This is a genomic window from Nonlabens arenilitoris, from assembly GCF_002954765.1.
In the GTDB taxonomy this organism is placed as follows: Bacteria; Bacteroidota; Bacteroidia; order Flavobacteriales; family Flavobacteriaceae; genus Nonlabens; species Nonlabens arenilitoris.
Map to the genome: position 1 here is coordinate 2,464,813 of NZ_MTPW01000001.1, position 21,391 is coordinate 2,486,203.

23 protein-coding genes are annotated in these 21,391 nt (G+C 33.1%); 7 read left to right on the forward strand and 16 right to left on the reverse strand.

Translation table 11 applies throughout. The features are described 5' to 3' along the window. Nucleotides 1–465: 465 nt before the first annotated feature. The 15 genes from BST92_RS10905 to mnmE all read right to left on the reverse strand — a co-directional run bounded on the left by BST92_RS10905 (nt 466) and on the right by mnmE (nt 14,617). A complete protein-coding gene (locus tag BST92_RS10905) occupies nt 466–2,493 on the reverse strand; it encodes a Piwi domain-containing protein (protein WP_105071478.1) in 2,028 nt (675 codons plus the stop codon). 7 nt (nt 2,494–2,500) lie between these two features. Further along, nucleotides 2,501–3,502 (reverse strand): hypothetical protein, encoded by a 1,002-nt coding sequence (locus tag BST92_RS10910; RefSeq protein ID WP_105071479.1) that lies wholly within the window; start codon nt 3,500–3,502, stop codon nt 2,501–2,503. Nucleotides 3,503–3,704: 202 nt separating this feature from the next. After that, the gene (locus BST92_RS10915; protein ID WP_105071480.1) at nt 3,705–4,037 is read right to left on the reverse strand and encodes a hypothetical protein; all 333 of its coding nucleotides are present in this window, start codon (nt 4,035–4,037) and stop codon (nt 3,705–3,707) included. Beyond that, nucleotides 3,992–4,684 carry a hypothetical protein gene (locus tag BST92_RS10920; RefSeq protein ID WP_105071481.1) on the reverse strand — a complete coding sequence of 231 codons (693 nt, stop codon included), beginning with the start codon at nt 4,682–4,684 and terminating at the stop codon, nt 3,992–3,994. The genes BST92_RS10915 and BST92_RS10920 overlap by 46 nt, the downstream gene beginning before the upstream one ends. After that, nucleotides 4,665–5,138 carry a hypothetical protein gene (locus BST92_RS10925; RefSeq protein ID WP_105071482.1) on the reverse strand — a complete coding sequence of 158 codons (474 nt, stop codon included), beginning with the start codon at nt 5,136–5,138 and terminating at the stop codon, nt 4,665–4,667. Before BST92_RS10925 ends, BST92_RS10920 begins: the two co-directional genes overlap by 20 nt. Beyond that, the gene (locus tag BST92_RS10930) at nt 5,126–5,953 is read right to left on the reverse strand and encodes a DNA-methyltransferase (protein ID WP_105071483.1); all 828 of its coding nucleotides are present in this window, start codon (nt 5,951–5,953) and stop codon (nt 5,126–5,128) included. Before BST92_RS10930 ends, BST92_RS10925 begins: the two co-directional genes overlap by 13 nt. After that, nucleotides 5,941–6,981 carry a DNA adenine methylase gene (locus tag BST92_RS10935; RefSeq protein WP_105071484.1) on the reverse strand — a complete coding sequence of 347 codons (1,041 nt, stop codon included), beginning with the start codon at nt 6,979–6,981 and terminating at the stop codon, nt 5,941–5,943. The genes BST92_RS10930 and BST92_RS10935 overlap by 13 nt, the downstream gene beginning before the upstream one ends. 3 nt (nt 6,982–6,984) lie before the next feature. Then, on the reverse strand, nt 6,985–7,287 hold the full coding sequence (locus tag BST92_RS10940) for a helix-turn-helix domain-containing protein (protein ID WP_105071485.1): 303 nt from the start codon (nt 7,285–7,287) through the stop codon (nt 6,985–6,987). A 103-nt stretch (nt 7,288–7,390) separates the two neighbouring features. Continuing rightward, a complete protein-coding gene (locus BST92_RS10945; protein ID WP_105071486.1) occupies nt 7,391–9,676 on the reverse strand; it encodes a DUF3987 domain-containing protein in 2,286 nt (761 codons plus the stop codon). Next, nucleotides 9,666–9,950 (reverse strand): helix-turn-helix domain-containing protein, encoded by a 285-nt coding sequence (locus BST92_RS15235; RefSeq protein WP_040280860.1) that lies wholly within the window; start codon nt 9,948–9,950, stop codon nt 9,666–9,668. Before BST92_RS15235 ends, BST92_RS10945 begins: the two co-directional genes overlap by 11 nt. A gap of 2 nt (nt 9,951–9,952) precedes the next feature. Next, nucleotides 9,953–10,255 carry a helix-turn-helix domain-containing protein gene (locus tag BST92_RS10955; protein WP_042292012.1) on the reverse strand — a complete coding sequence of 101 codons (303 nt, stop codon included), beginning with the start codon at nt 10,253–10,255 and terminating at the stop codon, nt 9,953–9,955. 121 nt (nt 10,256–10,376) lie between these two features. Next, complete coding sequence (locus BST92_RS10960; protein WP_105071487.1) at nt 10,377–11,447, reverse strand: DUF6617 family protein; 1,071 nt, start codon at nt 11,445–11,447, stop codon at nt 10,377–10,379. A gap of 1 nt (nt 11,448) precedes the next feature. Further along, nucleotides 11,449–12,555 carry a site-specific integrase gene (locus tag BST92_RS10965; protein WP_105071488.1) on the reverse strand — a complete coding sequence of 369 codons (1,107 nt, stop codon included), beginning with the start codon at nt 12,553–12,555 and terminating at the stop codon, nt 11,449–11,451. 4 nt (nt 12,556–12,559) lie between these two features. Continuing rightward, on the reverse strand, nt 12,560–12,964 hold the full coding sequence (locus BST92_RS10970) for a helix-turn-helix domain-containing protein (RefSeq protein ID WP_105071489.1): 405 nt from the start codon (nt 12,962–12,964) through the stop codon (nt 12,560–12,562). Between the two features lie 216 nt (nt 12,965–13,180). Beyond that, nucleotides 13,181–14,617: a tRNA uridine-5-carboxymethylaminomethyl(34) synthesis GTPase MnmE gene (gene mnmE / locus BST92_RS10975; RefSeq protein ID WP_105071490.1), complete on the reverse strand. Its 1,437-nt coding sequence runs from the start codon at nt 14,615–14,617 to the stop codon at nt 13,181–13,183. 123 nt (nt 14,618–14,740) lie between these two features. Here mnmE and BST92_RS10980 point away from each other — a divergent pair, with 123 nt between their 5' ends. Next, the gene (locus BST92_RS10980) at nt 14,741–15,169 is read left to right on the forward strand and encodes a DUF4268 domain-containing protein (protein ID WP_105071491.1); all 429 of its coding nucleotides are present in this window, start codon (nt 14,741–14,743) and stop codon (nt 15,167–15,169) included. Between the two features lies 1 nt (nt 15,170). Here the strand turns inward: BST92_RS10980 and BST92_RS10985 are convergent, their stop codons facing one another. Then, complete coding sequence (locus BST92_RS10985) at nt 15,171–15,734, reverse strand: nitroreductase family protein (protein WP_105071492.1); 564 nt, start codon at nt 15,732–15,734, stop codon at nt 15,171–15,173. Nucleotides 15,735–15,867: 133 nt separating this feature from the next. Between BST92_RS10985 and BST92_RS10990 the strand changes: the two genes are divergently transcribed. From BST92_RS10990 to BST92_RS11015, 6 genes are all read left to right on the forward strand, one after another. Next, nucleotides 15,868–16,200 carry a hypothetical protein gene (locus tag BST92_RS10990; protein ID WP_105071493.1) on the forward strand — a complete coding sequence of 111 codons (333 nt, stop codon included), beginning with the start codon at nt 15,868–15,870 and terminating at the stop codon, nt 16,198–16,200. Between the two features lie 189 nt (nt 16,201–16,389). Beyond that, nucleotides 16,390–16,884: a hypothetical protein gene (locus BST92_RS10995; RefSeq protein WP_105071494.1), complete on the forward strand. Its 495-nt coding sequence runs from the start codon at nt 16,390–16,392 to the stop codon at nt 16,882–16,884. Between the two features lie 14 nt (nt 16,885–16,898). Further along, nucleotides 16,899–17,564, forward strand: coding sequence for a hypothetical protein (locus tag BST92_RS11000; RefSeq protein WP_146105149.1), 666 nt, complete (start codon nt 16,899–16,901; stop codon nt 17,562–17,564). Next, the gene (locus tag BST92_RS11005) at nt 17,519–18,310 is read left to right on the forward strand and encodes a sensor histidine kinase (RefSeq protein WP_245910909.1); all 792 of its coding nucleotides are present in this window, start codon (nt 17,519–17,521) and stop codon (nt 18,308–18,310) included. Before BST92_RS11000 ends, BST92_RS11005 begins: the two co-directional genes overlap by 46 nt. 6 nt (nt 18,311–18,316) lie before the next feature. Beyond that, nucleotides 18,317–18,973: a response regulator gene (locus BST92_RS11010; RefSeq protein ID WP_105071497.1), complete on the forward strand. Its 657-nt coding sequence runs from the start codon at nt 18,317–18,319 to the stop codon at nt 18,971–18,973. Nucleotides 18,974–19,846: 873 nt separating this feature from the next. Continuing rightward, nucleotides 19,847–21,385, forward strand: coding sequence for a YifB family Mg chelatase-like AAA ATPase (locus tag BST92_RS11015; protein WP_105071498.1), 1,539 nt, complete (start codon nt 19,847–19,849; stop codon nt 21,383–21,385). Nucleotides 21,386–21,391: the final 6 nt, after the last annotated feature.

The window sequence follows — 21,391 nt, forward strand, 5'->3', positions numbered from 1 at the left end:
GGGAATTGTTGGTTTTTCGGTTGGTGAAGTAGGTTTAAAGCGTTGGCAATGAGCGGATACTTAACATAATGTTATTATAGGACATAGGCTTTAGCCCGTAATGCAATGAAGCCCTTGTGGTATGTACTATAATGCCACATTATGTTAATGTAGCTTTGGGTTGTTATTTTCTGGCACAAGTTGCACAGAGCGGTACTTTGGAGTGCATACGCCTTTTTGCTTTTGTGTGTTGGCATAGCTCTTTACTACCGCAGGAACGAGGATAGTAATGTGCTATAATTAGCGTTGGCTTGCAAAAAGTGTGACAGAAAATAACAACTGTAGCGTGGGAAGAGCGGAAGCCTATAAAAAGACAGAGGAGTTATGAGGCACGAATAACGTTGGATTTTTATAGGCTGGGGAAAGAAACCTACGGAACCAACCGTTATTAAAGACGTGCCTGTGGCACACCTTATTATTTAACTATTATAAAAACCATAGATTATTTTTACCGAAGTCTGGTAGTTTATCTCCTTCAAAATGAGGGAATATTTGGGCTACCATTTCAGGGTATTTTATGGTTACTGGTAAGTTTTGTTGTTTTACGGATTTCCAATACATTCTGCTGAATTGATATACTTGGTCTATCAACTCTTTTACAATTGCTATATCCTCAAAATAGTCTTGTTCTGTACAATATAGACTTAGCTTTACAGGGAATGGATGGTCTTTTGCAAAACCGTTACTACTGTATTTGGCATTGTTAAATAACAAATATTTTAGATGTGCAATCTCTATAATTGTACCACTTAAAGGCATTAACGCATCATCATTGGTATCGAATGCTACATAGTCGCTTGATTCTGTTTTATTGATAGTTACTATAACTATTGGAATATCTAATTTTAATCTTCCTAAAGTTTTTTGAATTGGGTCTATTTCGTCTTTGCTTATTGGCTTATAGTAGTGAATGATTAGTCTTTCTGCTTTATTATCATTATCTACCACAAATTTTAAAATCTGTTTTCCTATTGCTCCAGCTATTAAGTCAAATTCATTATCTCTAAAACAATCAAATCCTTTAAATTCTCCTTTGTTATTAAAACAGAATGCACTACCTACAAAACGAGTATTGGTTTCCATTGATTTAAAAGCACCTACACCCACAATTAACTCTTGTTTCAGTTCTCTATCTAAACGCCAAGGAATACCGTCTATTTTAGCTAATAATGCAGGTGTGATATTCTCTAAGAATGCACCAAAATAGGCATTATTGATACTCTCTTTGTAAATTACTTGTGAGGTTATTTCGTGCTTTAAAAGCTCTTCTTTTACTTGATAATATAAGTGTTTGTTATCTTCATCCTCTTTATGTATTGGGCTTACATAAACCGCAACATATCTTGTATTTGGTTGTTTCTCTAAATTGATTAGATGATTTTTGATTTCTTTTATTGCAGTATCAGGACTTTCAAATGCTAAACTGGTATCGTTATCCATATAAAATGGTTGACGAATATGTTTTTTTAGCGGTGGGAAGAACGATTTATATCCTTTTTCAAAATAGTTATATAATTTAACTACATAGTCTGCTCTATCAGGTTTATGGTAGATAAAAAAGAACCTTACATTATCGTGTGGACTTGATTTGTAAGGACCAGGATTTTTCATTCCTGCTTTTGGGTCTATACCTACACCATCATAAAACCTTAAATTGTTTGAGTGATAATGTGTTTGCAACACTTCATCTTCTGGAATATCGAAAAAGCCATTTTCATCTAATGGTAGTATGGCTCTAAATTCATCTGTATTTAGATAATTGTTATAAAAAGAGGTTATGTGATTAAAGTAAGGTTTGTATCTATTTCCTTTTCTTGGTACTGTATGCGGTATTTCTAAATGGTTTTTAAGCGGTATATTGAGTAATGGATATACTTGGTCTAAATGTTGTTTTGCATCTTCTGAAAGGTATTTAAAACGTTGTATTTCTTTGTTGTAAATTACTGTTTTGAAATATTCCGTAGGAATATTGATTTCATCAATACTTGTAGTTGCAACTTTAGAAGTACTATCATACGACAAAAGCAATGCAGGACTTTTTGTTAAACCTGAAAACTCAATTTTTAGGGTGTATTTGTTATAACTGTTGTATTTGGTTGTTGATGCTTTAGCATCTAATAACCATACTTCTATATCGCCTACATAATTGAATTGTATTGCATCTGCAATATCAATGAAATACTGATACACCAAACGAGTATAAAGGTGCTTTGCAAACTTGATGCTGCTGTATAAATCTACTTTGGTCTTGAGTATGCAATCTTCTGTATCTTCAAAATTGGAGTAGTAATATTTATGTTTTACAACTTCTTCTTTTTGATTATCCCATAACTCATTGGGAAGTTCGGTTCTATGTATAGGGAAATAACCTTCTTTTTTCTCGGTATAAAATCCAAACTCCTTTTGAATAGAAGGGTGTTTGAATGGGATGATATTTATAGTAAGGTTATTCATTTACATATTATTTTACAATTAAAGGTTTTAATGTGAAATCTCTTTGGATTAAACCAGACGATAACAAACCAATATTATCAGGTGAAAATATATTATTGATTAAGTTTTCAATAGAGTAAATATCTCCAAAAAACACTTTCTTAATACCAAGTGATAAAATAGCATTGGCACTTATAAAGAAAATATTATTGTCTAAGCAATTTTTATAAAAAAGTGATGACTGATTCCCTACATTAGAAGTGCATTCTGGATGTGTTGGTGGCAATAAGTCTGATTCATTGCCTCCAATTAGTAAGAATTTATAGTGTTTTATGTTATCATCTTTTTTTTCTAATGTTGATAAAATCTCCTCTTCATAAGCAATCATTTGGGATAAGTATCTATTCTCATTCATCATCTTAGAAAAGCTAACTTTTGCTTCTGCAACTAATAATAAACCTTTATTTAGTAGGCAAATATCTAAACGCCCACCTCTGTCTCTTGATTTTATTTTCATACCTATTTCAAGACCCAATTGAGGGTTAGAAGATTTTGATAAGAATTTTAAGCTATTAGCACCCCAAACAGATATGTTTTTAGTCTCATCTACAGAAGTAAAGTCAGAAAAAGATTTGTATTTCACTTTGAATTGAGCTAATCTTATTTTTGGTAGTCTTATAAAAGAACCATTAAATAGTTTATCTAAAGTTTCTTGTTTAAGGCGATTTTCATAATCACTCTTAAAGTCAGAACACAAAGCTGAAAGGTTAAATTTATTATCGATCTCAATATTGTTGCCTGGACATCCAAAAACACAATACATACAATTGATACAATTCTCATTTTTTATATCAATAGCTTTATTTTTAAATTCAATACACTCTATTGAATGTGCAATCATTAATTCTTGGTTAGAACCTTTGTTATTATCCAAAAGATCTTTCAAGTAATTATATTTTACAACACCTAAACTTATACAAGGTGGTAATGATGTTTCGTAAGTATGTGGACAGTATTTATTTTCACTCATATGTTGAATTTATTCATAACGTTAATTAAATCATCTGGAGCACCTAAATTAACTTCTGACATATCTACCCCTACAAGAGGATTTAATTCGTTATTTATACCTATCGAAAAAGGAGTACCTACCATAAAAGCAATATTTAGTTCAGAGTACATCACATCATCAAAAGATTCTTGATTTACAATAAATAGATCCGGATAATTATTTAAAAATCAATTAATGTGTCAAAATCAAGTGTTGTTTTTTCTAAATAGGCTTTATTTAAGGCGTAGATAATTGCATATCTACGGTTTTTTATTTTTGGTTCTACTTTTAACGTAAGTTCTCTAATTTTTGCCTGATTATTTTCACGAAGTGCTCCAGTATTTTTCGTCAAATTATTATAATCTAATGGCTTTGTAACAATATGATTTCCATTAAATAGATAGTCGGGAAAGTTCGTTATTTTATACTTTCTTAAATTCCGTTTTTTTGCAAGAGTATAATTTCTTGTTACTTCTTGATATAAAGTGTCAGCATCATAACTATCATTATCCAAATTTTCTGGAATAAAAAACCACAAGAAATACCCCAAGCTAACAAACAAGATTTTGTTCTTGTATTGCTATCGCTCTCAGAACCACCTGAAATAATAATAGAGTTACCTTCATATAATATTTTTTCATTAGAATTTGGATAACCTAACGTTATTTCATTTGTGTCAAAACTGGTTTTACCTAACAATTTTATTTGTGCAAGAAAACCAATGAACATTCCATAACCAGATACTGCTTTTCTAATGATTTGAAGCATATCTACAGAATTATACTCAGTTTTTGCAAAAAGTAATCCTTGATGTGTGATTTCAATATTTCTTTTTCTCCGATATAAAAAACCTAAGGAATCTAACGCATTTACAGTATTACTAATTTCTTTGGATTTAGTAGTATCATCATTTACGCCATTTGTTAAAGAACAACCTGAAGTATTAAGAGGATTGTCCTTGTATGGACAATACTTAATATTTAGTAAGCTATTTGAATTTAGTAAATTACAATGATTTAATATATTATCTTCCTCAGGGTTGTACTTAATATCTTTCATATTGAACTGTTCACCAATATTATATTTACTACTAATGAATTTGCATAAATTATGAAGACACTCTATTCTGCCAGGAGGATTTCTATTTATTAAATATGCCATATTTTTCTATAAATTGATTATAACTTAAAAAAGCTATCGAATTTTGCATAGACTTAGAATAAGACTCGATAATATCAGTATTAAATTCATCTGTTAAAAGAACAAAGCCTTTTACAGAAATGTTATGTTTCTGTGATATATCGGATATTATGTTGTCTAACTCTATCGCATCTTTATCAAATTTTTTCTGTTTTGAAATTTTAACTATATAAATTATGTTGTCATACTTAAATACAACCTCAAGTCTTTTATCTCTTTTACCAAAAAGGTACTTACATTCAATTCCAACAAAATCATAATTACTTTCAGATAATACACCTGCTATTGTTATAATTAAGTCATTTTGTTTTTTTGAAGCGTTACCTAAATCTATATACTCCCTGATGTTGCCTGAATCTATTTTTTTGGATACGTCAATTAGGTTAGATCCAACATTTAATTTTATGATACGCATTCTTCAACTGCTGTTAATTTTTTAGTGATTAATGGCTCATATTCTTTATTTAATTCATAACCTATTGCCTTACGCCCTAATTCTAAAGCAACTTTAGCAGTTGTACCTGTCCCCAAAAAAGGATCAAGAACAGTATCTCCATAAAAGCTGTGTAATTTTATTAATCTTTTCGGCATCTCATCAGGAAAGGGAGCTGGGTGTTTCTCTCTTTTTGCACTTGCAGGTTGCATTTCCCATATTGAATTTATTGCCCAATCTTGCCATTCCTTTGTTGTTAATTTAGATTTTTCTTTTATCTCTTTAGCTACTTTAGGTCGCTTACCTTGTTTAGAAAAAACTGTAATCCATTCATAAGGATAAGTGGAAAAAAGATTAGGAGGATAAGGATATGAACCAAAAGAACTAAAACGAGCAATTTTTCTTTTGTCCCATATATAAAGACCAAACTGATACATTTCCTTTGAGCTATCCATAAATCTTTCAATATCACCTAACACCAACCTTGTTTCTCTACGTTTGAAACGAGCAGCTTTCCCTGTTAATAAAAAAGGCATAATATTGATGCAAATTTTACCATCTGGAGCTAATACTCTAATACATTCTTTCCATACTTTATTTAGTTCACTTAAATAGTATTCATATGAAGAACTACCTAAACCAATTTGATCTTCATTTTCATAATCTTTTAAAGTCCAATAAGGTGGAGATGTTACAATTAAGTTAACCGATGATGACGGGATCTCAGACATATCTGTTGAGTTTTTAAAAAATATTTTTGCATCATTGATTTCTATTGAGTCATTTACTTTGTCCATATAATTATTTGTTCTTTTCTATTTGTTTTATTTAATTTATCAAATACTTGTGAGCTTGTACCTGTATATTCTCTTTCTATTATCTCTGCACTTTCAAATGGACTGATATTATTAAAAAATTCTGCTCCATTAATTACTTTTCCTTTTACTTTTTTATCTCCTACAACAAAAATGACTTGTGCACCATCTTTACAAACGGTATATAGTTCATTAAGAACGTTAGTCATATCTTCTTCATAAGATTTAAACGATTGAATTAAATCAGATTTTATTTCTAACCTATCTATATCTAATATTGAATAAATAATTTTAGCATAATATGCTGTGTAATCTAAGCAATCAAAATATGGGGGGCTTGTAAATACATAATCAATAGAGTTGGGCTTAATTTTTGAACTTAACTTACGAGAATCGCACTTTATAATTTTAGAATTTGAACTTGATTCTAAAGGAAAATAATGCTTTTTAACTTTATGTAATAGTTTTTCAAAAAAATCAATATCACGTTTTGGTTCAATATTTTTACCAACAGTACTGGAGGTCCATTTATAGTGATTGCAACCTCTTGCGGTTAAAGCTATAGCACCAAAAAAACAAGCTTTTAAATAAGAAGACATTTCGTCAAAAAAGGTAGCAATTGAACATATTTGGTTATGTGAATTCTTATGAAAATAATATGCAGATTCTTTTAATTCAAAATCTAATTTTACATTACTACTCTTATCAATAAAATATTGACATTCTTCAATAACCGTTTCTAAAGTTGAAGGCACACTTATTTTCCCCTCAGCTATATATGAAGCAATAGGATTTAGATCTACACCTATTGTATTTATGTTTCTTTTTAAACCTTCATATACAATTGTCCCAGAACCACAAAATGGATCTAATAAATTTGAATACTCAGGTATTTGATCTAATACTTGATTAGCATCAATAGGGGAAATTTTCCCTCTATAAGGGTATACACCGTGTATTGAGTTAGGATTATTTACCGATTTTAATTCTTTTATCTTAAACTGTATCATAACCTAATCTTTTTTCATAGTTAGTAATTTCATTTCCTTCTCAGCAATTTTTAAGGCTTGCAATGCCTGTTCTTCATTTTCTACTAACTGAAACACTTGGTCTGCTAACCAAAGTGAAAACAGTTCGTTATAATCAAGTTTGAAAAGTTTTGCTAAATGAACTATATGCTCACGTTTAGCAGTTTTTTCTCCTCTTTCTATTTTACTAAGCATTGCGGTATCAATGTCTAACTCTGCGGATAAGTGCCTGAGCAGCATTTCTTGTTCTTCTCTTTTAGATCTTATTAAGTCTCCAAACTTATTCATCCTTTGCTTATTTGTGTTAATTGCATTTGTCAAATATAGACAAATAAAAATAAACAAGAACAAAAACTACAAGAATAATTACAAAAAGTGCAAAGATTGCAAACTATAAAGAAGATATAATCTTCTGATAGTGTCCGTAACTGGGTTGTGTGAGGTGTGAACCTAATAAAGATTTGAGTAAATTATCAATAGAACGATCTTTAAGTTGGTATTTCTTGCCTATGATGATGGCTTCTTCACGTTTAAAATTTTGCGGTAAGGCTTCAAAGAATTGTTTTTTATTGTTAGCACCTTTAAAAACGCCTGTTTCTTCTTTCTTTGGTAGGTTGTTGTACATTAATAAACTGTGTTGTAGATAGACATTTGCAATCAATAATGCCATTTCAAAATCTTCATCTGTACACGTAACATTTTCGGTACAATCTCCATTATCAAACTTGCGAAGCGTGGATAATATCATACAAATACGATATAGAATTAAGCCTAACCGTTTTACTACGCTACCAGCTTCTTCTGCTGTAAAGGTGGTTACTTCTGTCAACCATTGTTGCCCTGTATAATTAACTGTTTGCCATTGTTCTTTAGATAAGTGTATTTGAGTTGGATTTGCTTCTAAGAAGTGAATCATTTCTAATACATTCTGCGATAAGGCTTCAAAATGGTCGTTTAAATTTAAGGTGTTGCCGAAAGGCGATACATCTTTCCAAAGTTGCTCTACTTTAAACGTATAGAATAAAAAACGACTGAATAAACCATCTTCTGCTGATGCAATGATATTGGCTACTTGACCAGGAGTCCCTGATAACGCCACAGAAATTTTAGGCTCTTTTATAATAACATATTCATTGTCTGTTTTTCTTGAAACAGAAATCGTTTCAGAATGAAACGCCTTTCTGAGCATATCGGAATATCCGCCCCAATCTTGCTTAAAAACTGCACCCATACTATCTGCTTCTGTTTCGCAAATAATTCCTTTGCCCTCATTTTGTTGTATGTGTTGTAAGATAGCTGCATAAGAGGTGTTGGCAGGAATGAATACGACTTTAAAAGGTGGTTTTACAGGCTCTTCTGGAGTTTCTGTGTCGTCTTTCTTTCGGTTTCGTTGTTCTACCTTGTATTGAGCTAATTCGGCTTCATAAATGGACTTATCTTGATTGCTTTGTTCCAATACACTTTCTTGATAAGGGTCTGCCAATATTTTAGCAAATTTTAAAGCACCTTTTCCACTTGCTGCTGGAGCTATGATAAACGAAAACAGATTAGGGAATACGGTCTGTTGAGCATACACGCCTGAAACATTTGGTAAACAACCACTAAGAATAGATAATGCACCAGTAAAAAAAACATCACGTTCTCTTGGGTCTGTAAATGCCATTGTACCTTTTCTTAAAACCTCTGGTAGGTTGTCAAATAACTGCTCGTCAAAAGTGGGTGTGTTTTTTAGATAATCTTCATTGTTTACTATCTCATTTGACTGTGCTATTTGCTTCTGACTTGGATAGCTCGCAAATTGCATAGCATTGTTATCATACGCAGATTTTACAGATGCTTTTATTTCATCTTGATTAAGGTCGTAAGTATTTAAAATATGATGCAAAGTATCATCATACACGATTCCTCTCCTGTTGCAATTACAAGCCAATTGATATATGAAATTGTTTCGGTTGCCTTCTGCATAGCTTTCTTTGTTTTCGGTGAATGAGATGCACTCGGTAAAGATTTCTGAACTATTACTGTTTTCATTATTGCTAAGATTTTGGGTTACTACTGTTTTGGGTGTTGTTGGTGTGATAGGTTTTAAAACCGTTTCGGTTTTAACCTTGAACTTTTCGTTTTGAATGTTCTTATATCCGTTTGAGTCGTAAGACACAAAACACAACCTTGTAATGTCTTTACATTTTGGGTCTGCTTCAATACCAACTTCTTTTTCATAAAACGCTTGCACTTGTGCATAAGCGGTTTTATGCTGCTCTTTAGTAGTATCAACTTCAATAAAAACTTTTAGGCCATTACCGCTTGGGCTTGTGAAACAAGCAAAAGTGAAAGGAATGGATTGTATTTTCTGTTTTGCTTCTTGAAGCTCCTCTGGTTCTAACTTATCAAAATCTAAGTGTACAAATCCGCTGTACTTTTTAAAGTATTCCATTTTACGCCCACCTTCAAAAGTTGCTGACGGTGTAAAGGCAACTAATTCTTTTTTGAATTGGTCTGCTCGTTCTGGTTTACCCATTCCAATAGCCATACGGATAGCTTCAATAGGTTCTTTGTATTTGCCCTCAATAACGTCTTTTACTATTAGTAGTAATGCTTTATTTTCTATGGGTTGATTGAAATTTTTATATATAGTAGATGATGCCATTTTAGAAGTATTTATGTGATTATTTTCCATTGATAGGTGCTTTAAAATTTTGGTCTAACAATTGGAGTATGTCTGATAAGCGGTAATAGATTTTGTACCCAATTTGGCAATAGCCTATGAGTCCACTATCTCGCCAATATTGGGCGGTACGCTTACTAACATTCATTATCTGTAGAAACTCTTGGGTGTCGAAAAACACTTGGTCAGGATTGCTTCTTTGCTTGTCTTTAAGCATAAGTGTTAGTTCTGATAGTCTATCGTCTATCTGTTCTAACTTTTCGTCTAAAGGATGATAAAAGCCCATATCTAACTGCGTTTGTTTTGAATTAGATAATTGGCTGCTGCTTTTTCGATTTCGTCCGTAGAAGATTGACGGTTACGCTGTAACCATTCGTCTAACTCGGTACGATTGAAATAGAGTTTTTTACCCTGTGGGCAGAAATGCGGAACGGATTTCTGACTGGTAAGTTTGTACAGATGCGAAGCACTTATGTCTAAATAGCTACAAGCATCATTGAAGTTTAGTACTTCTTTCTTTAAGAGGTTTTGTTCCTCAATCTTTTGCTCAAGTCTGTTGAGCTTTTCTAAAATTAAATTTTCGTTACTCATTTTGTTACGATTTTTAAAAGTTTTACAATAAATTCTATTGCAAACTTCTATCGTAACAGTCCGGTAATCAGTAAGACGGTAACGTCTTACTACTATATCTTACTCATCTTACTGTTTTTATTTACAGTTGTCTGAGAATGTCATCAATAGTGCCTTGTTCTTTAGGGTAATTGTTCTTGTTTTTATACAAATTATTACGTTTTAAATCAGTTCCCTTTTTGGAATAAAAGAGGTTTGATTGCTCAATAGTGGTAGGATTAAAATTGCTAAAGTGTTGCTCCATTTTTGAAACTATATAACTGAATTGGGTTGTTTCACAATTCAAGTGAATTTGAGGAGCACCTATCTTTAAATCTTTACTTGTTAAAACACTTACTAATTGCCCTACTGTGGTTTTATCTTCATTCAATAACTCTACGTGTATATTTAAAGCTGAAAGGGTTGATTTTAGCTTTGTTTCATCTCCATTAAAACCGAATGAGAAACGAGTGTCTTTTTCAAACTTATAATCATCAATACCTAAAAGAATATTGTTTGCTGTTTCAAATTCAGGCGTTGTTTTGTCAATCTCTATATCTGGAATGGGTTGTTGAAGTAGTTCTCCGTAAAGCTCATTTTTGTTTGACGGTAATTCCGAAAGGAATTGAGGATATAACTTTTCGGTTTCTTTTAAAAAACGAATTACGTTAGTAATGAGTTGCGGAATAACATAAGCTGTTAAGTCGGTTTGCTTAAAACTATCTTGGTCTGTTCCTATTCTTAATAATAAGTCTTTGCAGGATTTCACTACATTTTGAACTATCTCTTTTTTCTGAATTTCTCCAATGTCCTTATTTACACATTTAAAAACTCTGTCCGATAGTCTTGTAGCTTCATTCAAAAGCAAGTAATGATAAAACCTTTGTGTTGCTGTGGTTGGTTCTGCTAATTGAGTTTCTACTAATGGATGCAGAATATCGTGGCTAATATCTGTATCTGGTTGCAAAAGATATATTTCCAAACCATCTTCTTTGAATAGATTGGGCTTGTTCTTATGCATTTCCTTTAATGCATTGTAATACTCGTTTATAGTCTGTATAGGCTTCATAAATTTTGGAGACAAATTTTGTCTATAAAACTTTTCATTGACTGCATCACTTGCCCAAGGTTTTAGGTCGCCATAGATGATGCTTTTAAAAATAGTTAGTTCCATATTATAAATCGAGTTGAATTTTATTAGCTGCTTCTTTCTTCTTGTTATCTATTACTTTGGCATATATCTGAGTGGTTTTTAATTCTCTATGACCTAATAGTTTTGATACGGTGTAAATATCTGTACCCATAGTAAGCTGTAGGGTCGCATAGGTGTGTCTTGCACAATGGAACGTGATGTTTTTAGTAATACCTGCACGAAGTACCCATTGAGCTAATTTAACATTGTGCCAAGCACTATATTTTAAGCCTTTGAAAACACGCTCTGTTTGTTCCTTTTGTTCTCCTAACATATTACGAGCTTGCTCGGAAATTGGTAGGGTTTCAGCTCCTTTAGTCTTTTGCTGTCTGAAACGAATATAGTAGCCCATTTCATCAGAATGTTGCACCTCTGACCAAACCAACTTATTTATATCTGACCATCTTAAACCAGTAAGACAAGCGAATAAAAACGCAGTTTTTAGCTGCTTGCTTTCGCACTCTGCGTTTACTAATGCTTGTACTTCTTCTAAGGTTAAAAACTCTCTTTGTGGTTCTCCTTGTTTGAATCCCTGGACTTGCTCCGCAGGATTGTATTTTAAAATCCCATCTCTAACTGCTTGTTTTAATGCTGCCTTTAATTTGTTGAAGTAGGAGTATTTAGAATTTTGAGATAATTCGTTTTCACTTTTGGTTTTAGCTTCATTGTCTAAATAATCTTTAAAGCCTTGTACCCATTCACGATTAACTCTATCAAATGAAATATCTCTTGGACTGTATTTTCTTAAATGCTTCCCAACACTATCCCAATTGCCATAATTACCTAAACTGGCTTTTCTCTTTTCTGTGAGTGCATCAAAGTATAATAAGAAACTGCCTTTTAGTTTCTCCTTGTCTTGAAAATCATAAATGTTATTCTGAATTTCTAAGTGTCTTTTGGCTCTAATACTTTCAGCTAATTGTAGTATCGTTTTATTTTGGTCTTTCTCTGCCTTAGTAAGTGAACCTTTTTCTGGGTCAGGTTTTAGATACAATTTTAAGTATTCGTATTCTCGCTTACCATTAGCATAGTAATCTAAATACAAACTGATTTTGTTTCCTTTCTTGCGTTTTCTTAATGTTACTTTCATAAGGCTATATTTTAAAGAGATTATCGATTTCTGTCCGTTTTATAATAGTACGTCTGCCTAATTTTGCAATGCTCAATTGGTTGCGTTTTATCATCCGCTGAATAGTCCATCTGCTTGCACCTAATAAATCGGCAGCTTCAGTAATACTTAGAAATTCTTTATCTCTTAGGTTGATATGATTCCCTGCTTGTGTAGGTAAGGTTTGCAGAGTTTGCAAGTTTTCAGAAGATGTAGGCTTGCTATTATTTATTTGCTCGGATAGAGTGGATTGTACTTTTTCTTCTCGCTTACGCTGTTTATAGGCTCTACTTGCACACGTATGACCGCAATACTTAGTGGTGGTCTTTTGTGCAACAAAAGCCATTCCACAGAATTGACAGAATTTCGGTATTTTAATTGTACTGCTCATTTGGTGCTACTTGTAGCTCAATGTTGCTTGGTGGTGCTATATGGTGCATCATTTCGCTTTGATTTGTTGCTTTATGATTTGGGCAACAGATAAGCTATTAGGGCAACAATTGAACAACAAATATAAGAAATAAAGAGCAATTGGGCAACAAAAAAGAGATGCTAAAAACCAATAAGGTCAATAAAAACAAGTAGTTAGAAAACAAAAGAAAGATAATTACTTTCCGATACAGAACTGACTAAAAATATTACCCAATAACTCATCATTAGTAATCTCTCCAGTGATGATTCCCAGCGACTCTGCCGTGGCGCGTATGTCAATAGCTAGAAATTCACTAGAAATGTCATTTTCTATTCCTTCTTGAACCTCTAATAAAGAGCTATAGGCTTGTTGTAAAGCATCATAGTGTCTAGCATTGCTCACGATAGTATCATCTTGTGATAGAGCACCACTTTTAAAACTACTAACCAGTGCTGTTTTTAATTCGTCCACACCAGCACGAGATTTGGCACTTAAAGAAATTAGAATCGTCTCTGGCGATTTTGAGTTGATTTGTTTAGTAATCTCAGCATGTTCTAGACCAGTGATTTGATCTATTTTATTGATAATCACAACCAGTGGTTTATCTGGGAATTTCTCTCTTAAAATCTGTATGCGCATTAAGCAATGCATGATTCTAGGTGCCGTATTAAGTTGAGTGGCGTCTAGTAGATATAACACTAGTTTAGACTGTTCTGCTTTGGCATAAGAACGTTGTATTCCCATGCCTTCAATAGTGTCTGTCGTTTCTCGCAATCCAGCAGTATCTATTAATCTAAATCGTACACCATCGATATTGATTTCATCTTCTATTGAGTCACGAGTGGTACCAGCAATGTCACTTACGATAGCCTTTTCTTCATTAAGTAATGCATTAAGTAGAGTAGACTTACCTACATTAGGTTCACCTACTATCGCAACAGGAATACCTGTTTTAAGAACGTTACCTAGTGCAAAGGAGTCGATTAACTTACGTAAGGTTTGCTGACTTTCTGATAATAATCTTTTCAAGTCTTCACGATCTGCAAAGGCGACATCTTCCTCACTAAAGTCTAATTCTAGTTCTATTAAACTGGCAAAGTTGAGCAGTTGACCTCGCAAATCTTTAAGCTCACTCGAGAAACCACCGCGCATTTGTTGTAGCGCTATTTGATGTGCTGTCTCACTTTCACTAGAGATAAGATCTGCAACAGCTTCTGCTTGGTTGAGGTCCATTTTTGCATTTAAAAACGCTTGTAAAGTGAACTCACCAGCATTTGCCATACGGGCACCATTTTTAAGGCATACCGCAATAATTTCTTGTTGTATATAAATAGAACCATGGCACGATATCTCAACAACGTGCTCACCTGTGTAGGATCGTGGTGCGTTAAATTTAGTAAGCAGCACCTCATCTACCATGCGATTACCGTCATAGATATGACCTAAAGTAACCGTGTTTGCTCCTAGATTATTATAAAGCTCTGATGTTGATTTGGAGTCCGCTTTCGCGAAAGCGGGAACAAAAATCTTACTTGCTATTTCATGTGACAGTGAGCCAGATAATCTAACAACGGCTATCGCTCCTGATCCTGCTGGAGTTGCCAGCGCTACAATGGTATCATTTTTATACATATTACAAAGGTAAAGAGAAGCCAGCATTTCTATCTTAATCCTATGACAATTCTATTTTATAATTCTTTAAATAGTCTAAGCAATGGAAGTTGTAGTGCCTAAAAAAGATCCTAAATTTGTAACATGTATTCACGTGAAGAGGCAAAACTAGTTAGACAGCAATTCTGGACCATGTTTGGTAAACGATATGATCGTAAGTGGTTGTTATACAATACTAAAATTAAAGATGTGGTTCTTAAGTTCTCTTTTGAGGATCGACGTGCACTGGTTTCTATAGATATAGAACATGATGAGGCTTTTTATCGCGAGTATTATTTTGAAAAACTGGTCACTCTACGGTCGATTTTAAAAGAAGAAGTATCACCCGATATAATTTTAGATGCAGACTATGTTCTAGAATCAGGTAAGCAAATTTCTCGTGTTTATGTAATGTTAGAAGATGTTAAAATTCAGAAGAAAACTCAATGGCCAAAGGTTTATGAGTTTTTCTATACCTACATGGATAAATTGGAACTGTTTTTCTGGGAATATAAAGATTTTATAGAGAGTTAATCTACTCGTAAATAAAGCTAGCAATCTCATTTATCGATTTACGTTCTGGAAGTTCTTGCTCCTCATAAGGATAAGTCCCTAGATAGAAAAAGCCTAAAAATTGTTCATTATCTGCAACTTGAATTCCTTCTAGATTTTTAATGTTTATAAATGATTTAGGAGAACTCCAGTAGGCGCCATATTTCATATCATGACTAGTCAGCCACATATTTTGCACGCTCATAGAAACTGCTGCTAACTCTTCCCATTCTGGTACACTTTCATTGACGTCGCGATGCATAAAGATTAGAATGATAGCACTAGCTTTAGTCGGATTTTCTTGTAGTTTTTTAAGTTTAAACTTTTTATAGCCTTCAGTCTGGGCATAAGATGTCGCCATAAAGTTTCCTAACCTTTCTAATGCTTTACCGGTCAGTACTTGAAAACGCCATGGCTCAGTCTTACGATGATTTGGTGCCCATCTCGCGCTATCAATTATTTTAAGAATATCTTCTCTTGGTATTATTTCTCCGGTATACTGCGCAGGAAATACACTACGACGTGTTTTAAGAATATGATCTAGCATTTTTTTTAATAAAGATAATATGAATATGATAGAGAATAAACAAGATAGGAAAAGCTTTAATGCCGATTTAACAAAATTGTGTTAGCTTTATATCGAATTATGAATTTTTAACCCCAATTAATTTTAGAGTATTATGGCAGAAAACACAATCCCATTAGAACAAGCCCAACAATGGCGTAGCAATTGGAAAGCATCTGGTATTGAATGGATGCAAGCACAAACAAATGAATTACAAGGATTCTTAGTTCCTGGAAGTGACCTTTCTCAAGTAACTGGAGAAAATGGAGTAGATTGTAGAATTTACTTAGGTCTTACTGAGCCAGGAACCGGCGGCGTGGCAAAAGTTATGTTAGTGGCTGTAGGGAGCGACGGTAAAGACTTGATAGATGCAGAGAATGGATATTATATCTACGATAATTCGAGCAGTATTCCACCTAATGGAGATTCATCAAGTCCTTTAAATTAGATTTAAACATTGTCTTTTTCAGATTTCATTGCTGATTTTTACTATTTACTGTTGATACTGACGACCATTGTGTTTTTAGTATCAACTGTTTATGGTGCCAGAAAGTTTTTGCCTATTACTATTTGTTTAATCATAGGTTGTCTTTGCGAATTTTTTACTTTTTTAATACGTGAGGATTACTTATTAATAATGGGAGAACAAAATAACGCGATAGTTGGTCATGTTTATAAATGGACTTCTTTCTTAAGTTTTGGGTTCTTTTTATATAGTGTTCAAAAAAGAAAAACTACTAAAATATTTTTTGTCTATTTGTTTTCAATTTGTTCTGTAATCGGTATTCTATCACAATCTAGATTGAATAATTATTTTTTACAAAATGATCCATGGTTAGCTTTCTCTTTGATGTCAGCTATCATCATAGCTTCTATGGTTTACTATACAAAATTATTAAAGGACACTGAAGGTTATCCTTATATAACCACAGGGATATTTTTAGTGTCGGGTAGTTTTCTAATATCTAGTGCTGTGAATGGTACTTATGTAGGTGTTGATCTAGATGTCTGGTATTTTAGAGAGTCTATTAATAGAATAGTTTTAATAATTATGTACGTGATGTTTTTATTAGGAGCATATTTATTTTTTAAAAAAGAAGATAGTTTTAAACTGCAACGCATACAACGGTAACCTCTCTAGAGCAAATGGAAACAATTTTTGATAATCTTACCGTAGTATATTTTAGCTTGCTGATTTTCAATTTTGTTTGTTATTCAATAGCTGTTATACTAGGTAAAAATGATTTTAAACCCATTTTACTATACCTAATGTCTGGGGTTTTTACTGAGGTGATGAGTAAATTAGTTATCAGAGATTACTTCTTAGTTTTAGGTGAGAAAACTAATGCGCCTTTTTATTTTTTATTCTCTATTCTACAATTTTTATTTCTATCCTATTTTTATAAAAAGGTCATTACTTGTCCTGTTTTTAAAAGATATTTTAAATATTTAATAATGGTGGTTTTAATTATTGGGTTAGTTCCTTATGTCTTTAATCCATCATGGTTGCTGCATTTTTCTGTATGGTTGCCCTTAATAACCATGCCGTTGTTACTTTTTTATAGTGCATATTACTTTATAGAACTATTAAAAAATAAAAATGGATACCCATTTATTAACATAGGTCTATTTTTAATATTAGGAAATACCTTGATATTTTTAATGACGATTCAGTTTTATGAAGGTGTTTCTTCTTATGTAAGAATTCTATTAAGAATTCTTCATATCTTTCCTTTAATTGTGTTACACTTATTATTCATCTACGAATGCCTGTTATACTTCAAATCTCAAATACCTCGATCAACTATATAGCTATAGGATTGATGATTTTCATTATTCTATTTTCTATAGGGATGGTTATTTTTTTCCTGCTTTCGCGTAAGCGTATCACAGAAGCAGATCTGGAAGTAAGAGATACCCAAATTAAAGCTCAAAAGGATGTCATGTCTGCTACCATAGTTACACAAGAAAAAGAAAGACAGCGTATCGCGAGAGATTTGCACGATGAGATAAGTGCAAAACTAAATGTGATTGCTATGAATACTAACATGTTAAAAGAAGAATCTCTATCTAGTACAGAACGTGAAATGTTAATCACCCGTATCGAGACTGCTACAGGTAAAACACTTGAAAACGCACGTGAAATAGCTCACAATCTATTACCGCCAGTACTTGAAAAATTTGGTTTATGTGCAGCTATTTCAGAGGTCGTAAAGAGTATCAATGGCCATCAAATAGATATCTATTTTAGTTGTGACTGGAATGAAGAGCAATTAAGTCCTGATTCTCAATTACACGTATATCGTATCATACAAGAATTACTCAACAATACAATAAAGTATGCTCATTCAGATAAAGTGTCGATAATACTTAATGAAGAAGATGAGTATCGATTATTTACTTATAGTGATAATGGAATAGGCTTTCAAGATAATACTCAAATAGGTCTAGGAACTAGTAATATAAGTAGTAGAGTCGACCTGTTAAATGGAACGCATGACCTGCAAACTAGTCATGGAAATGGTGTTGTATATACTTTTAAATTCCCTAAATCTTAAACCAATATGATTAACATTGCCCTGGCAGATGATGAGAGTTTATTTCTAGATACTTTAAGTTTTATGTTGCAAAGAATTCCAGATTTCAATGTGGTATTTACAGCAACTAATGGACAGGATCTTGTAAATCAATTGTCTACTCAATCACCATTACCAGATGTAGTGGTTACAGATCTTAAAATGCCCGAATTAAATGGCGTTGAGGCTACCAAAAAAATTAAAGAACTCTTTCCAGAACTAAGTGTTATTGCATTAAGTAGTTATAATACTGATGTTTTTATATCTAATATGCTAGGTGTAGGAGCGGCATCATATCTAGTAAAAAATACCACGCCTGCACAAGTAGAACTTACCATAAGAGAAGTTGCTGCTAAAGGATTTTATTATGATAAAAATGTGTTACGCATATTACAAGACAACTCTCAAGATGGAAATTATAGACGCAGCACACTAGACCATAATCTACTTTCTCCTAGAGAAATAGATGTCTTACAATTGATTTGCGAGCAATTCACAACTACTGAAATTGCTGAAAAACTTTGTGTATCTAAACGTACCGTAGATGGACATCGCAATAACTTATTAATTAAAACTCAAATGCGCAACGTGGCAGGACTGGTAGCATATGCCATACAAAATGCTATTATAACAGTAGAAATTTGATTTTTTATTAAAAACAGGTATTTATACCTATTGTAGGCATCTCTTATAGGGTTTAAATTTGAACAAGTAAAATAAGTAAAGTTAAAGACTCTGTTTGATTTTGTAGGGGAAACCAAGGAGATATCTTAACTTGAAAAGCTAAGATTGTTTTTGACGCATCAAAAATGAATTTTTAGAGAACAGTAGATGAGGCGCAAGCCTCATTTATTGTTTAAAGCCATCAATGGATAGATTATTAGTTTGATAACTGTTATAAAAAACGTATATTTAAAAAGGTAGTTTTAACTATTGTTATTTTCTTGTTTTTGTAGGGGAAACCGAGAAACTATACTTATTTATGTTAGAACGACCTATTAAACCTTCCAGAATCATATTCTAAGGCAATGAAAGTGAGGCTTAGGCCTCATTTTCTATTTACATCTAATTCTTCACAATATAAAAACAGGTATTTATACCTATTTCACGAGCAAAGAAGTCTCCATAAATTTGAAGTGTAATTAAGCATGAGTTCTTCTTTATTCAGTTTTGTAGGGGAAAAGGGATGTAAGTTGAACTTAAATTACACACTCTGTATACAGAGTATTTAAAGGGGAAAGGAAATGGGGCTAGCGCCTCATTTCTACTTTCCTTTTTAAAAAGGAATCGTATTTGAATTGAGTATTTAAATAAGTTTTGCTAATTGTTTTGATGGACATGGATCGTCTAGTTTTCGGGGGAAAAAGTATCAATCCATCAATTAAAGGTGACCATATGACCTAGATTAGTAACACATTAACTGGAAGAATGGGACCTTGGTCCCATTCTTTATATAACTACATATGAGATACTAACACTTTTATTAAATTTCCTACTTTTAAACCATAAACCTATAATATGCTCACAAAAGTCTATGGAAGTGCCGTTTTTGGTGTAGAAGCTACTACTATAACTGTAGAAGTTAATAGTGTAAAAGGAATAGGATATCATCTAGTAGGGTTACCAGATAAAGCAATTAGCGAGAGCTCCTATCGTATCGCGGCAGCATTATCTAACGTAGGTTATAAATTACCTGGGAAAAAGATTACGATCAATATGGCACCAGCAGACTTGCGTAAAGAAGGTAGTGCCTATGATTTAACACTAGCAATAGGTATACTTATATCTTCTGGACAAATTAAGGCAGATGAGGTGGATCAATATCTAATCATGGGAGAACTATCACTAGATGGTAGTTTGCAACCTATTAAAGGAGCGTTACCCATAGCGATAAAAGCTAGAGAAGAGAAATATAAAGGCTTCATTCTACCAGCGCAAAATGCACGTGAGGCCGCTATTGTAGACGGTCTTGAAGTCTATGGTGTTGATAATATATCACAAGTTATAGATTTTTTTAATGAAGGCAAGCCACTAGAACCTACCATAGTTGATACTAGAGATGAGTTCTTTCAAGCTTTAGAGCATCCAGAATTTGACTTTGCCGATGTAAAAGGACAAGAATCCATTAAGCGTTGTATGGAAATAGCAGCAGCTGGTGGACATAATATTATTCTTATAGGGCCACCTGGTGCAGGAAAAACCATGCTGGCAAAAAGATTACCATCAATACTACCGCCTATGACATTACACGAGGCGCTAGAGACCACTAAAATTCATAGCGTGGCTGGTCGTACACAAGAAAAAGTAGGATTGATGGCGCAACGACCATTCCGCAGTCCACATCATACCATATCAGATGTAGCATTAGTTGGTGGAGGAGCATATCCACAACCAGGTGAAATTTCATTATCTCACAATGGAGTTCTCTTTTTAGATGAGTTGCCAGAGTTTAAACGTACTGTGCTAGAAGTGATGCGACAACCACTCGAGGATCGTGAAGTCACTATTTCTAGAGCAAAATTTACAGTAACTTATCCATCCAGTTTCATGCTGGTCGCGAGTATGAACCCTAGTCCAGGTGGTTATTTTAATGATCCAGACGCACCTGTACAAAGTAGTCCAGCAGAAATGCAACGATACCTCAGTAAAATATCCGGACCATTATTAGATCGTATTGACATACATATAGAAGTTACACCTGTGCCGTTTGAAAAATTAACCGAAGAAAGACAAGCAGAAAAGTCTGCTGAGATCAGAAAACGTGTTACTGCTGCCAGAGATGTTCAGACGGTTCGCTTTCGCGAAAGCGAGAAAACACATTATAATGCTCAAATGAGCGTCAAGGATATTAGAAAATATTGTGTCCTAGATGAAGGTAGTAAGGAATTACTTAAAAATGCGATGGAAAGATTAAATCTGAGTGCTAGAGCTTATGACCGGATTTTAAAAGTATCAAGAACCATTGCAGATTTAGAAGGTGCCCCAGACATTACAGGCACACATATTGCAGAAGCTATACAATACCGCAGCCTGGATAGAGATGGCTGGCTGGGTTAAATTATT

What these genes read in the sequence shown, in the direction of transcription:
- BST92_RS10905 (WP_105071478.1), bottom strand. Translation starts at nt 2,493, where the DNA reads ATGAATAACCTTACTATAAATATCATCCCATTCAAACACCCTTCTATT.
- BST92_RS10910 (WP_105071479.1), bottom strand. Translation starts at nt 3,502, where the DNA reads ATGAGTGAAAATAAATACTGTCCACATACTTACGAAACATCATTACCA.
- BST92_RS10920 (WP_105071481.1), bottom strand. Translation starts at nt 4,684, where the DNA reads ATGGCATATTTAATAAATAGAAATCCTCCTGGCAGAATAGAGTGTCTT.
- BST92_RS10925 (WP_105071482.1), bottom strand. Translation starts at nt 5,138, where the DNA reads ATGCGTATCATAAAATTAAATGTTGGATCTAACCTAATTGACGTATCC.
- BST92_RS10930 (WP_105071483.1), bottom strand. Translation starts at nt 5,953, where the DNA reads ATGGACAAAGTAAATGACTCAATAGAAATCAATGATGCAAAAATATTT.
- BST92_RS10935 (WP_105071484.1), bottom strand. Translation starts at nt 6,981, where the DNA reads ATGATACAGTTTAAGATAAAAGAATTAAAATCGGTAAATAATCCTAAC.
- BST92_RS10940 (WP_105071485.1), bottom strand. Translation starts at nt 7,287, where the DNA reads ATGAATAAGTTTGGAGACTTAATAAGATCTAAAAGAGAAGAACAAGAA.
- BST92_RS10945 (WP_105071486.1), bottom strand. Translation starts at nt 9,676, where the DNA reads ATGGAAAATAATCACATAAATACTTCTAAAATGGCATCATCTACTATA.
- BST92_RS15235 (WP_040280860.1), bottom strand. Translation starts at nt 9,950, where the DNA reads ATGGGCTTTTATCATCCTTTAGACGAAAAGTTAGAACAGATAGACGAT.
- BST92_RS10955 (WP_042292012.1), bottom strand. Translation starts at nt 10,255, where the DNA reads ATGAGTAACGAAAATTTAATTTTAGAAAAGCTCAACAGACTTGAGCAA.
- BST92_RS10960 (WP_105071487.1), bottom strand. Translation starts at nt 11,447, where the DNA reads ATGGAACTAACTATTTTTAAAAGCATCATCTATGGCGACCTAAAACCT.
- BST92_RS10965 (WP_105071488.1), bottom strand. Translation starts at nt 12,555, where the DNA reads ATGAAAGTAACATTAAGAAAACGCAAGAAAGGAAACAAAATCAGTTTG.
- BST92_RS10970 (WP_105071489.1), bottom strand. Translation starts at nt 12,964, where the DNA reads ATGAGCAGTACAATTAAAATACCGAAATTCTGTCAATTCTGTGGAATG.
- mnmE (WP_105071490.1), bottom strand. Translation starts at nt 14,617, where the DNA reads ATGTATAAAAATGATACCATTGTAGCGCTGGCAACTCCAGCAGGATCA.
- BST92_RS10980 (WP_105071491.1), top strand. Translation starts at nt 14,741, where the DNA reads ATGTATTCACGTGAAGAGGCAAAACTAGTTAGACAGCAATTCTGGACC.
- BST92_RS10985 (WP_105071492.1), bottom strand. Translation starts at nt 15,734, where the DNA reads ATGCTAGATCATATTCTTAAAACACGTCGTAGTGTATTTCCTGCGCAG.
- BST92_RS10990 (WP_105071493.1), top strand. Translation starts at nt 15,868, where the DNA reads ATGGCAGAAAACACAATCCCATTAGAACAAGCCCAACAATGGCGTAGC.
- BST92_RS10995 (WP_105071494.1), top strand. Translation starts at nt 16,390, where the DNA reads ATGGGAGAACAAAATAACGCGATAGTTGGTCATGTTTATAAATGGACT.
- BST92_RS11000 (WP_146105149.1), top strand. Translation starts at nt 16,899, where the DNA reads ATGGAAACAATTTTTGATAATCTTACCGTAGTATATTTTAGCTTGCTG.
- BST92_RS11005 (WP_245910909.1), top strand. Translation starts at nt 17,519, where the DNA reads ATGCCTGTTATACTTCAAATCTCAAATACCTCGATCAACTATATAGCT.
- BST92_RS11010 (WP_105071497.1), top strand. Translation starts at nt 18,317, where the DNA reads ATGATTAACATTGCCCTGGCAGATGATGAGAGTTTATTTCTAGATACT.
- BST92_RS11015 (WP_105071498.1), top strand. Translation starts at nt 19,847, where the DNA reads ATGCTCACAAAAGTCTATGGAAGTGCCGTTTTTGGTGTAGAAGCTACT.